This window comes from Staphylococcus sp. MSU001, from assembly GCF_052976705.1.
Genome location: NZ_JBRIKK010000015.1, coordinates 32,219 through 44,295 on the forward strand (window position 1 = coordinate 32,219; position 12,077 = coordinate 44,295).

Sequence of the window (12,077 nt, forward strand, 5' to 3'; positions counted from 1 at the left end):
ATTCATTATATCTTTGTTTCAAATATAATTCAATTCAAATTTTATGTCTTCATTAAAATTGTATTGAAATTTTTACATATTCAAATCATATGTCAACGACTCAATTAGAAATGGTTCTCTCTTTTTAAGAACAACATTATTTTAATTCTAAAGCCATGATTAGACAATTACAGTGGGTATAACAAAATTGTTAGTTTTATCAAATAAAAAAATTCACGTTATCACATTCAATTGATGGAATATGACTAACGTGAATAAATTTTAAATGTGTAAAGGGGTTACAGGGGTTAGTGGTGCATCATTATTTAATACTGCTTTAATATTATCTATACAAAGTTGTACCATTCGATTTCTAGTGACTTGAGATGAACTTCCTATGTGAGGTAACACCACAGCGTTAGGTAATTTCAGTATTGGATGGTCAGGTTGAATAGGTTCTTGACGCATAACATCTAAACCACAGGCTTGTATCTCATGATTTTTTAATGCTTCTAAAAGTGCTTCCTCATCTACAATTGCACCTCTTCCAATATTAATGAAGACAGCATCATTTTTCATTTTATTAAAAGCTCGATTATCAAATTGATTCTCAGTTTCCTTTGTTAAAGGTGCTGTGCAAATAATAAAATCACTTTGTTCAAGTAAAGAGTTAAATGTTACATATGTAGCATTTAACTCACTTTCAGCAATTAAATCACGTTTGCGGTTGTGATATATTATCCGTGCATCAAACCCTTGTAAGCGACGTGCAAACGCTTTTCCTATATCACCCATTCCAAAAATACCAACAGTTGCACCGTATACATCTTTTCCTGATAATAAGTATGGTCCCCAACTTTTCCACTTACCCTCTTGAATATATGAAGTCGCTTCTATGATTCTACGGGCTACAGTAAGCATCAATGTAAACCCTAGTTCGGCAGTTGTCTCTGTCAGTACGTGAGGTGTATTAGTAACAACTACACCATGTTTCTTTGCTAATGTAATATCAATATTATCAAAACCTACAGCCATATTAGCAATCACTTTAAGTTGTTGTGCCCTGAGAAATACTTCTTCATCAATATGCTCACTCAATGTGATCACACATGCTGTTGCATCTTCAACGTTAGCAAGAAATGACTCTCTAGACATGGGCGTTAAATCGTGTTCCCACATGACAACTTGTCCTATTTTTTAAGTTGTTCAACGTAGTGTTGTGGAATTTGACGTGTTACGAGTATTTTATTCATATGCACACCTCTATTAATTTCAAAACAGATAGATGATAATTTTATTTTTCTAATTCTGCAATAGCCACATTTAAATCTTTAAATGAATACGTAGGCGGTATTTCTTTAGATTGAATATCTTCATACGTACTCACACCAGTTTGAACATGTATCGTATCAATACCCACGTTAATACCTGACATAATGTCTGTGTCATATAAATCACCAACCATTGCAACTTCTGATTTTTCTAATCCAAGTATATCTAAAGACTTAGACATTATAATTGTTTCAGGTTTACCAATAAACTCTGGCTGAATGCCGGTAGAGACGCTGACCACACTCGTAATAGCACCATTACCAGGTAAAAAACCTCTCTCTTTAGGTATGGATACATCTGGATTGGTAGATATAAATTTAGCTCCATTACGTACAGCTAATGTTGCAATTGATAATTTTTCATATGTGACCTTTTCGTCTAAACCAATAACTACATAATCAACATGTTCATCGTTTTTTATTGAAAGCCCTGCATCAGTTAGTGCAGTTTTAAGTCCATGGCCACCAATCATATATACAGTTGCATTAGGATGCTGTTCAGAGATATAATCCGCTGTTGCCAATGCTGACGTTACAACTTCATCTGGTTTAGCATCAATATGCATCTCACGTAATTTCTCAGTAACTTGAACAGGTGTCTTTGTAGAATTATTAGTTACATATAGATGAGGGATATGATTATTATTTAAATAATCTATAAATTGTGCGGCACCGTCAATTTCCTCTGTGCCTTTATACATTGTCCCATCTAAATCGATTAAGTATGCCTGATAATGTTTCACTAGTTATTCTCTCCTTTTCCAAATGCGGTAATTGGTACATTTTCATTTTCTAAAAATTGTCCTACTTCTTGAATAAATTGCTTATAGTATGGTAGTGCATCATCAAATAACGGCTCAATTTTATTCATATTTAAATCGATATAGTGATGTGCAAACTGTTTTCTAACATCAATAGTTCGATTGATATGTGATTGTGTTTCTTTTGAAATAACATTTTCCAATTCTAAAATATCTATTACATCTTTATAATTACCAGGATCTCTTAAAATAAACCCATCTATAATCATATTGCCGATATCTACAGAAGATTCAATTAACATTTGGCCAATTCGTTCAAAAGCATATGGATTCCTTTTATTATCATTGTAATCTTCAGTGAGCTTTTGTAAGTAAGTGATTTTCTGAGTTAGTTTATCTTTATCTACGAAATACATTCGCTTGTCACCTCTTCATACATCTAATAAATTAATCATACCATAGTTTTGCAGTCATCATCATTTGTCGTTATACTTAAATATAATAGTTTTCGCAATGTAAAGGAGCGTCAGAGATATGATAGATATGTATTTATATGATGATGAAGAACAAAGCCAAGTACGGTTCGTCGGCTTTGTTGGTGAGCATAGTCGCTACGACTTAATGCTTGTACAAACAGATAGACACTACGGTAAAACTTTAGTTTTAAATATGCAGACTAATCAATTTGGCATTATAGGTTCAGATGATATAGAAGAAGAAGGTTACATTTCTCATATATTAGGAGTATCAAAGGAAGAAGCGGATGAAATTATTGAATATTTAAATGAGGTTATTCAATAGAAGCGTTATGTTATAAAAGTCCACTTAAATTGAGATGACGCTCTCAACTTAGTGGACTTTTATTGATCTATAGCTCGGGTATGTTTTTCTGTGTCTTGAATAGTAGGTTGAATCTTAACATCATGTAATTTATCAATGATATCTTCTTTATCATCCATTTCTTCAATAAATTCATTTGGTGACAAACGTCTGACAACAAAATAAGGACAACCAAAATTACAATATTCTAATATATAATCTTGTATACTTGAAAACCGTTTACTTATTTCTGCCTTTTTATTACTATCTTTATAAAATCCTTTTAAGCGTAATTGATCGTAACCATAATCACCTACGACATAATCATATTTATCTAATATATCCGAATACCTAGCAGAAAATATTTCCACATCAAAACATTCTCTATATTCTTCTATCAATTCAAAATATTGTTGGTCGACTTTAATCATATTTTCACCTTACAAAAAATGAAATAGAGGCAATAAGCATCAAAAATGCCATAAATCACTTACCGATATCTTCAATACACACATTTATTAAAAATATAATGAAATTTTATGTATCACATAAATTATAGATACTCGATAAGCGAGGCACTTATGCCTCTATTTTTAATAGTTTAAAAAATTATTACTTAATTGAGTTGTTCTTCACCTTGGCGTTGTTTCTCTTTAGCCGCTTCATTCACTTGTTCATCAGCATGATACGAACTTCTTACTAAAGGTCCTGCTTGACAATGTTTAAATCCTTTTTCCATTGCAATCTTTCTCATTTTACCAAATTCTAATGGCGTATAATATTTCTCAACTTTCAAATGTTTTCGAGACGGTTGTAAATATTGACCTATAGTTAAGATATCAACATCATTAGCGCGTAAATCATCCATCGTTTCATAAATTTCTTCCATCGTTTCACCTAGACCAACCATCAAACTAGATTTTGTTGGAATATCAGGTTGCAATTCTTTAGAACGACGTAAAAATTGTAAAGTTCTATCGTAAGTTGCTCGAGCTCTAACTCTTGGTGTTAAGCGACGAACCGTTTCAATGTTGTGATTAAGAATGTCTGGTCTAGAAGCCATTAATGTTTCAAGGGCTTCATAATCGCCACCCATGTCAGATGGTAAAATTTCTATTGTTGTAAATGGATTTCTTTCTCTTACTTTGCGTACTGTTTCTGCATACACATTTGAACCTTGATCTCTTAAATCATCACGTGCAACAGCAGTAATTACAACATGTTTTAAATTCATTAATTCTACTGATTCTGCAACTCGTTCTGGTTCATTTAAATCTAATTCATTAGGCAAACCCGTTTTTACTGCGCAGAATCGACATGCTCTTGTACATACTGCCCCTAAAATCATAAATGTAGCTGTACGACGCGCACCCCAACATTCGTGAATATTCGGACATTTAGCTTCTTCACACACTGTGTGTAAATTTTTCTCACGCATCATTTTCTTAAGACCAGTATAATTATCGTTTGTGTTAAGCTTAATCTTTAACCAATCCGGTTTACGTAAAATTTCTTCATTTCTAGTCGCCATAACAACGCATACCCTCCTGTTTAATATATCTTCGTTTATTATAACATATCGGTATTAACATTAAATTAAAATTCAATATACGCTTTTTTATAATTTTAGTAATTTCTCTTTAAAAATATCACGTAAAAATTCAGGCATAATATAATCTATAGATAACCCCTTTAACAGTGGGAAATATCTTCCAAAAGTATACATATCAACAGTACCTAACGTATATTGTTTATCATTTTGAATCTCTTCATCGCCTATAAAATAACGCTCTTCTGACTCAATAAAGCCAAGATTATATAAAATATATCCTCCAAAGATATCCCCTCTAAAACCAAGACCTTGTGCATGTTCGTGCATATATTCTTGCTTTTGGCTTTTTTGAATCACTTGCTTTAATTGTTTGCCAGTTAATCGAACCCTTACAATATTGATTGGATGGGGTAACATGCGATGTATATCATATTCCGTCACTTTATCAGCTTCAATGCCTTTTACTATAAGTCCAGCATTTACGATTGCACAATCAGCGCTTGAAAACTCATATACACTCTCAGCCAGTAAATAGGATGTTCTAGTAATAACATCTGTTCTTTTGACTAAGTTCACATGATGATTAACTACTGGTTTACTTAGAAGTGCTCTTCCTTGTTCTTCAAAATGTGTCTCGACTAAAGGAAGTGTTTCAATAGGATGAATTTTGGCGATTTTATCAACGATTTTTCCATTTTCAATCGTGATATTAACTTCACCTAAATAATAGCCATATTTTCCTGCAGCTGCCATCAAAACACCATTATTTATTTCTCCATGTTCAAAATGATGGTGTGTATGACTACCAAAGATAACATCTATTTCCGGAATCTCTTGGCATAACTTTTCATCAAAAAAGATACCGACATGGCTCATAACCATCAAAAGATCATATTCACCTTGATGTGCATTGATTTCATCTTTGATTGCCGCTAGTGGATCAGTAACAATCCAATCCAGTGCTCGATAAAAAGGTGTGAACGGCGCCGTTGCTGCAACAAATAAAATACGCGTTCCTTTTATTTCTTTGATATACGAAGAGGCAATATGATGTGGAAGATGTCCCTCTTCATCTATGACATTCGTGCAAATCACTTTAAAATTCGCATCGTTATATAGATTTTGTAAAGCATCATGAGAAATTGTCATTCCTTCATTATTTCCAATGGTTGCAATATCACAATGTGCTTCATTTAAAAGTTCTATATTTTTATGTCCTACCGTAGCTTCTGTCACAGGTGCTGATAAATCAACATGATCACCTATATCTATATAGAGTGAGGGATGTTCAAGTTGCGGTCTATGTTTTGCCATATAAGCTTGAATACGAGCATATTCATTTAAATGACTATGAATATCATTCGTGTGATATATTGTTAATTCCATAACATGATCCCCCTCTTTAAAATTTATATACTTAATTGTACTTTAGCATTAAAGAACAAAGTCTCAAAGCATAACTACTTCACTTTTAAATAAAAGATTTAATGATTAAATATACCCCCATGATAAGCATTACTGTTCTCAATAACATCACAACTGTGTCGGATTTCATAGATCGATTGACCCTTACACCTATTTGTGCACCTATCACACTTGAAATAATGAGAATGATGGAATATCCCCAAGCCACATGTCCTTGAAGGATATGCCCTATCGAACTCATCACACTTGAAAAGAAAATCATCATCATACTTGTGCCTACTGCAACATGTGGTGGAAATCTAAAGACGATGAGCATAAGAGGGGTCATCAATGCACCTCCACCTATGCCAAACAGCCCTGTTAATATCCCAATAAATAACGTTGTTATAAAAGCAAACAGAGGAGGGACACTATAACGGTATGTTTTCCCTTCAGCATCAACATATGTACGCGCATACTTAGGTTTGTCAAAAATTTTAAAAGGTTTTATTTTGTGACGAATCATCAGTAATATCGACACAAATATCATAAACACGCCAAAGTATAAGTTAAATGAATCAAGTGTAAGGTATCTACTTAAAAAAGAACCAACCAAAGATCCAGGTAGTAGCCCAAATAGAAATATCGAGCCGTTTTTTATATCTACTTGTTTGGTTTTTAAATATCCTAATGAGGAAGATAGTCCAGTAACAATCAGAATAACTGAAGAAGTACCTATTGCAATTTGCGTCGTAATACCATGTAGAAGATGATGGTTTACGCCTAAATAAACAAGTGTGGGGACGATGATGATTCCACCACCAATACCAACGATAGATCCTAAAATCGCTGAAAATCCCCCTATTAATATTAATAGAATAATTGTTAATAACATGACATTCGCCTCTTAAAATAGTTTTAATTGTTGTGGTGCTAAACCTTCATAATCAATGTCTAAAATATTTTGATACTTTTTAGCATTATTAGCTGCATGACCGCCAGAATTATTATTAAAAATAACGTATACTTTCTTAGCCTTTTGATTAAGTATTTCGACTTTACGAGCCAAGTCAGCTAACTCTTCCTCGCTATAATCATATAAATATCTTACATCTCGCCATTCTTGATCAGTCATATCTTTTTTAGTCCAACCATAATGATTACGTCCATGATAACGTACAAAAGCAATATCACTAGTAATCCTATTTACTAAAGGAATGCTCCCCTCTTTAATTTGAGGTTCATCTACCACTGCATGAATGATTTGATGTTGTGTTAAGAAAGATAAAGTTTGCTCTTTATATTGATTGTCAAACCATGATTGATGTCTAAATTCAATGCTCATCGGAATATCACTTAATTGTTTTCTCACATATAAGATGTAATTTATATTTTGAACGTTACAATCAAACCAGGGTGGGAATTGTACGAGCACCATCGCCAATTTATTATGCTCTTTTAACGGATTAATCATTTCTTTAAACTGTTTAAATAATACATCTCTCGACTCTGCATAATCTCTATAGTCAGCATGTAATGTTAATGCTTGATGAATTTTAACGACGAATTGAAATCTATTCGGCGTTTCATTTATCCATTTAATTATATTTCGTTCTGGCTGTATCGCATAATACGAAGCATCCAATTCTACTATCGGGAAATGACTAGCATAAGTTTTTAACTTATCTGTTTTACGCTCTAAATCCTCATATAATGTATCATGGTCACCCCAACCAGTAAGACCTATTTCTATCATATTTATCACCAACAACATGATACCACATTACAATTCATTGATTCACTTGAGTTAAATTAAATTTACATATTCTTTAATATACACATATCTGAAAGTTAAACAAAAACACCTCTTATGGTAAGAGGAAGATACAACCACTTTCAAATATCTTGTATAACCTTAGCAATAAAAACTAAGGTTAATAAAAATTATATTTATCGAGTTTTTCATTCTATTATTGCCTACTAAAATAAAAAAACACCTGGAACATTGTATCATGTCCCAGGTTTTCTATCTTTACAATTTATATCACAGCTAAATTATACAACATCTTAATTGCCCCGCAACTTGTTTGACATTCATAGCCACTATCATTTTTACAACAAAATTAACGATGCATCATGCTTTGCGGAAATTTTTGATGTTTTAATTTATTTTCTTCTTCACGATCCATTTCATCCTCAATATCCATACCAAGTAGCTCTTCTATTAAATCTTCGTGCGATACAATAGCATCCGTACCGCCATATTCATCTAATACAATCGCTAGATGTTTTCGTGAAACGGTCATTTTACGCAATACCCATTCTGCCCTATTATGTTCATTTACAAATAAAGGGCTTGATGCATAATTTGTAATTGCGTCCTCTTTATGTTTACTCCAAGCTAATAAATATTTTGAGTGGAATACACCGATGATATCATCTATATCTTCATCATATACTGGATATCTAGTATATGGATTATTCATCACTGTATCATAAGCTTCGTCATATTTTACATCCTTTGAAAAAGCTACAACATTAATACGGGGCGTAGTATCAACATCCTTAACTTTCAATTGTTCAAAGTCCATAACGTTTTGAAGTCGAGTATTTTCTATCTCATTAAATGCACCTTCTCTACCCGCAATATTTAATAATGTGCGAATTTCTTCTTTAGAAAATCTTTTTTCAACAGGTTGGCCTCGAGATAGTAAATGATTAATACCATCTGTCATCTTGTTTAATAAAATTGTAATGGGCTTGAGTACAATGACACATATATGAATGATAGGATACACAAGTTTTGAAATTTTATCAGGAAATGTTGCAGCAATTGATTTAGGAATCACTTCAGAAATAAGTATAATCACAATTGTTACAATTGCTGATGCTATTCCCACGTTCACTCCAATATCAATCGCTAAGATTGTCACGAGTGTAGGTAAAATAATATTCGCTACATTGTTACCGATTAATATAGCAGTGATAAACTCACTTGGTTTATCTAATAACTTTGTTAAACCTTGCGCTTTACGATCACCCTTTTTAGCTTCAGTTTGAAACTTAGTGCGATTCGCGGCTGTTAATGCTGTCTCACTACCTGAAAAGAAAAATGAAACAAATATTAATAGTATAATTGCAATAATCATGATGCATTTCTCCTTAAGATTTAGTCCTTATTAATACACTATTTCCCGAGAAATGAGTTATCAAACTTATCATTCATATTGGATTACCACAACGCACGAATATGAAAGAACTAATGTAAAACATTTTTATAGTTTATCGTGGCTTACTCTCGTAAAGTATATCAGTAACTTAACTATTCCTTTTGTTAAAAATTAAACGATTAGCTATGATAATTCATTTCATTTATTGAAGTAAAGAGTTCAGACTTCTAAAAACTACCACTTTAAATACTTTGTAAAAATATAAGAAGTAAAAATCAGCTAAATATATTGTAAAATGAAATTCATGTCGTAATTATCATTAAAATGTTAAATAACACAATGATAAAAAGTGGTTTAATAGTTCTTAAAGAAAATTTTTCCTTTTAATCCATAAAATGAAATCGATGATAAAGTAAGCAATAGAGACTAGCATAACAATTATGATAATAGTTTCTATTCCTTGCAATTCTTTACTTTTAATTTCTGGCACTCTTATAAATATATATGCTAGAAATAACATGATCAAGACAACTATTGATATGTACGACTTGACCCTGGATAATTGAATATTTACTGACATACTCTCGTATTGGTCAAGCGTCAATTTTTCATGTGGGTTATCTATAATCTTTTCTAACTTTTTCATTGTATTGATAATTTTATTACTCATCTTAATATCTTTTTTAGTTATCAGGAATGTAGTAGCTTTACCACCACCCTATAAAGCATCGCTATATCCATCTAATTCTTTTTTCAACTGAACGAATTGTTTAGTTTTCGAATAAGCAGTGTATAACTGCTTTATAAGACCGAGTTTCCTGCTATTAGTGAGCAATCACCCGGTATACCTTTCACTTCTTTTGAAACCATAGTATCTACAGGTGCAATCATATCCAATAAATTTGCATCATCCAAATCATGTTTAGCTTGAAAATCTTTGAAGTCACCCAAAGTAATTTTGATATGCTTATTCAAATCTTTACCATTAACTTCATTATTTGCAATAGCTAGTGTTTCTGTAATATCTTCAATGTTTTTACAGTAGAATCCATTTTATTTAATGAATTGAAATATTAAATGAGATACTAAAAAAAATTTCATAAAAAAGACTCATGATTGATACTCTTATATAAGATGTTATTAACCAATAAAAATAAATATTAGAGCCAATATGAGCTAAAACAATCATAAATTAACTACTCATGCAAGTATAAAGTATTATTAGAAAAGAAAATTATTCTTTTAGAGTTTTTACGAATCAGTTAAACCGTTTGCTTTCAACTATTTATCATAAAATCAAAAGAAATATCATAATTATATTGTTTAAAAAGCTTAAATAAATTATGGAACTCGTAAAAAGAATTATGTTCACTTTTCTAAATTAACTAATTTGAAATAAGCGGATAAGGTATTAACTTCTATTTAATTTTTTCAATGCCACCAACTGAGTTTGACATAAAAATAAAACAACCAGCGAATCACAAACGATTCGTTGGTTGTTAATCATATTATAGTTGATTTAGTATTAACCAATTGAGCCTTCCATTTCAAACTTAATTAAACGGTTCATTTCTACTGCGTATTCCATTGGTAATTCTTTAGTGAACGGTTCAATGAATCCCATAACAATCATTTCTGTCGCTTCTTCCTCAGAAATACCACGACTCATAAGATAGAATAATTGCTCTTCTGATACTTTAGAAACTTTAGCTTCATGTTCTAGAGAAATATTGTCATTGAACACTTCATTATAAGGGATAGTATCTGAAGTTGATTCATTATCTAAAATTAATGTATCACATTCGATGTTTGAACGTGCACCCTTAGCTTTACGTCCAAAATGAACGATACCACGATAAATGACTTTACCGCCATTTTTGGAGATAGATTTAGAAACAATAGTTGAAGATGTATTAGGTGCTTTATGAATCATTTTAGCACCAGCATCTTGAACTTGGCCTTTACCAGCAAATGCAATGGATAGCGTGCTACCTTTAGCACCCTCACCTAAAAGTACACAGTTAGGATATTTCATCGTCAACTTAGAACCTAAGTTTCCATCTACCCATTCCATATTACCATTCTCATGTACAAAGGTACGTTTAGTTACTAAATTATATACGTTGTTGGCCCAGTTTTGGATAGTAGTATATCTTACATGTGCATCTTTGTGTACAATAATTTCAACAACTGCCGAATGTAGTGAACTTGTGGAGTATACAGGTGCAGTACAACCTTCTACATAGTTTACTGATGCACCTTCATCAGCAATAATTAATGTACGTTCGAATTGTCCCATATTCTCAGAGTTAATACGGAAATATGCTTGTAGTGGTGTATCTAATTTAACATTCTTAGGAACATAAATGAATGAACCACCAGACCATACTGCTGAATTTAATGCAGCAAATTTATTATCTGCAGCAGGTACTACAGACGCAAAATATTCTCTGAATAACTCTTCATTTTCACGTAATGCACTATCAGTATCTTTGAAAATAATACCCTTTTCTTCCAATTCTTTCTCCATATTATGATAAACAACTTCTGATTCATATTGAGCAGAAACTCCAGCTAAGTATTTCTGCTCAGCTTCTGGAATACCTAATTTATCAAAAGTACGTTTGATTTCTTCAGGCACTTCATCCCATGAACGTTCAGTATGTTCAGAAGGTTTAACATAATACGTAATATCATCAAAATCTAATTCAGATAAATCTCCACCCCATTGTGGCATTGGCATTTTATAGAATAATTTCAATGCTTTCAAACGGAAATCTAACATCCATTGTGGCTCTTCTTTCATTTTAGAGATTTCTGTTACTATATTTTCCGTTAAACCACGCTCTGATCTAAAAATGGAAATATCTTCGTCATGGAATCCGTATTTATAATCCCCAACATCAGGTGCTTGTTTTGCCATTTTAATCACTCCTTGATTTTATAATTAATAAACGGCATGCGTATAAAAAATTTATTTATATTTATGTTTACTCTATTTTGTTATGCTCTATCATTATGATTTAAACTTTTATGATGTAATACAATCACTGAATTAAAC

Annotated in this window: 11 protein-coding genes and 1 pseudogene; 1 reads left to right on the forward strand and 11 read right to left on the reverse strand. The window is 31.9% G+C overall.

What is annotated here, in order from left to right; translation table 11 throughout:
* Positions 1-261: 261 nt before the first annotated feature.
* The 3 genes and pseudogenes from ACVBFA_RS08170 to ACVBFA_RS08180 form a co-directional block, all read right to left on the reverse strand.
* Positions 262-1,232: pseudogene (locus ACVBFA_RS08170) on the reverse strand (2-hydroxyacid dehydrogenase).
* A 41-nt stretch (positions 1,233-1,273) separates the two neighbouring features.
* A complete protein-coding gene (locus tag ACVBFA_RS08175; RefSeq protein WP_002446027.1) occupies positions 1,274-2,053 on the reverse strand; it encodes a TIGR01457 family HAD-type hydrolase in 780 nt (259 codons plus the stop codon).
* Positions 2,053-2,487, reverse strand: a complete 435-nt coding sequence (locus ACVBFA_RS08180) for a DUF86 domain-containing protein (protein ID WP_002446026.1) — start codon at positions 2,485-2,487, stop codon at positions 2,053-2,055. Before ACVBFA_RS08180 ends, ACVBFA_RS08175 begins: the two co-directional genes overlap by 1 nt.
* 118 nt (positions 2,488-2,605) lie before the next feature.
* Here ACVBFA_RS08180 and ACVBFA_RS08185 point away from each other — a divergent pair, with 118 nt between their 5' ends.
* The gene (locus ACVBFA_RS08185; RefSeq protein WP_002490735.1) at positions 2,606-2,872 is read left to right on the forward strand and encodes a DUF3055 domain-containing protein; all 267 of its coding nucleotides are present in this window, start codon (positions 2,606-2,608) and stop codon (positions 2,870-2,872) included.
* 59 nt (positions 2,873-2,931) lie between these two features.
* Here the strand turns inward: ACVBFA_RS08185 and ACVBFA_RS08190 are convergent, their stop codons facing one another.
* From ACVBFA_RS08190 to sufB, 8 genes are all read right to left on the reverse strand, one after another.
* Positions 2,932-3,321: a YutD family protein gene (locus tag ACVBFA_RS08190; protein WP_126122409.1), complete on the reverse strand. Its 390-nt coding sequence runs from the start codon at positions 3,319-3,321 to the stop codon at positions 2,932-2,934.
* Positions 3,322-3,506: 185 nt separating this feature from the next.
* Positions 3,507-4,421 carry a lipoyl synthase gene (gene lipA / locus ACVBFA_RS08195; protein WP_001831979.1) on the reverse strand — a complete coding sequence of 305 codons (915 nt, stop codon included), beginning with the start codon at positions 4,419-4,421 and terminating at the stop codon, positions 3,507-3,509.
* Between the two features lie 87 nt (positions 4,422-4,508).
* Positions 4,509-5,828, reverse strand: a complete 1,320-nt coding sequence (locus ACVBFA_RS08200) for a bifunctional metallophosphatase/5'-nucleotidase (protein ID WP_070593312.1) — start codon at positions 5,826-5,828, stop codon at positions 4,509-4,511.
* An 85-nt stretch (positions 5,829-5,913) separates the two neighbouring features.
* Positions 5,914-6,741, reverse strand: coding sequence for a sulfite exporter TauE/SafE family protein (locus tag ACVBFA_RS08205; protein ID WP_002446023.1), 828 nt, complete (start codon positions 6,739-6,741; stop codon positions 5,914-5,916).
* Positions 6,742-6,753: 12 nt separating this feature from the next.
* Positions 6,754-7,602: a DUF72 domain-containing protein gene (locus ACVBFA_RS08210; protein WP_002446022.1), complete on the reverse strand. Its 849-nt coding sequence runs from the start codon at positions 7,600-7,602 to the stop codon at positions 6,754-6,756.
* 367 nt (positions 7,603-7,969) lie between these two features.
* Positions 7,970-8,995, reverse strand: a complete 1,026-nt coding sequence (locus ACVBFA_RS08215) for a hemolysin family protein (protein WP_002490748.1) — start codon at positions 8,993-8,995, stop codon at positions 7,970-7,972.
* 822 nt (positions 8,996-9,817) lie between these two features.
* Positions 9,818-9,991, reverse strand: a complete 174-nt coding sequence (locus tag ACVBFA_RS08220) for a hypothetical protein (RefSeq protein ID WP_002475038.1) — start codon at positions 9,989-9,991, stop codon at positions 9,818-9,820.
* A 550-nt stretch (positions 9,992-10,541) separates the two neighbouring features.
* A complete protein-coding gene (gene sufB, locus ACVBFA_RS08225; protein WP_002446019.1) occupies positions 10,542-11,939 on the reverse strand; it encodes a Fe-S cluster assembly protein SufB in 1,398 nt (465 codons plus the stop codon).
* Between the last annotated feature and the right edge of the window lie 138 nt (positions 11,940-12,077).

Bases quoted from the DNA above. Each gene is read 5' to 3' on its own strand.
- lipA (WP_001831979.1), bottom strand. From the start codon at position 4,421: ATGGCGACTAGAAATGAAGAAATTTTACGTAAACCGGATTGGTTAAAG.
- ACVBFA_RS08180 (WP_002446026.1), bottom strand. From the start codon at position 2,487: ATGTATTTCGTAGATAAAGATAAACTAACTCAGAAAATCACTTACTTA.
- ACVBFA_RS08185 (WP_002490735.1), top strand. From the start codon at position 2,606: ATGATAGATATGTATTTATATGATGATGAAGAACAAAGCCAAGTACGG.
- ACVBFA_RS08200 (WP_070593312.1), bottom strand. From the start codon at position 5,828: ATGGAATTAACAATATATCACACGAATGATATTCATAGTCATTTAAAT.
- ACVBFA_RS08210 (WP_002446022.1), bottom strand. From the start codon at position 7,602: ATGATAGAAATAGGTCTTACTGGTTGGGGTGACCATGATACATTATAT.
- ACVBFA_RS08205 (WP_002446023.1), bottom strand. From the start codon at position 6,741: ATGTTATTAACAATTATTCTATTAATATTAATAGGGGGATTTTCAGCG.
- ACVBFA_RS08190 (WP_126122409.1), bottom strand. From the start codon at position 3,321: ATGATTAAAGTCGACCAACAATATTTTGAATTGATAGAAGAATATAGA.
- sufB (WP_002446019.1), bottom strand. From the start codon at position 11,939: ATGGCAAAACAAGCACCTGATGTTGGGGATTATAAATACGGATTCCAT.
- ACVBFA_RS08215 (WP_002490748.1), bottom strand. From the start codon at position 8,995: ATGATTATTGCAATTATACTATTAATATTTGTTTCATTTTTCTTTTCA.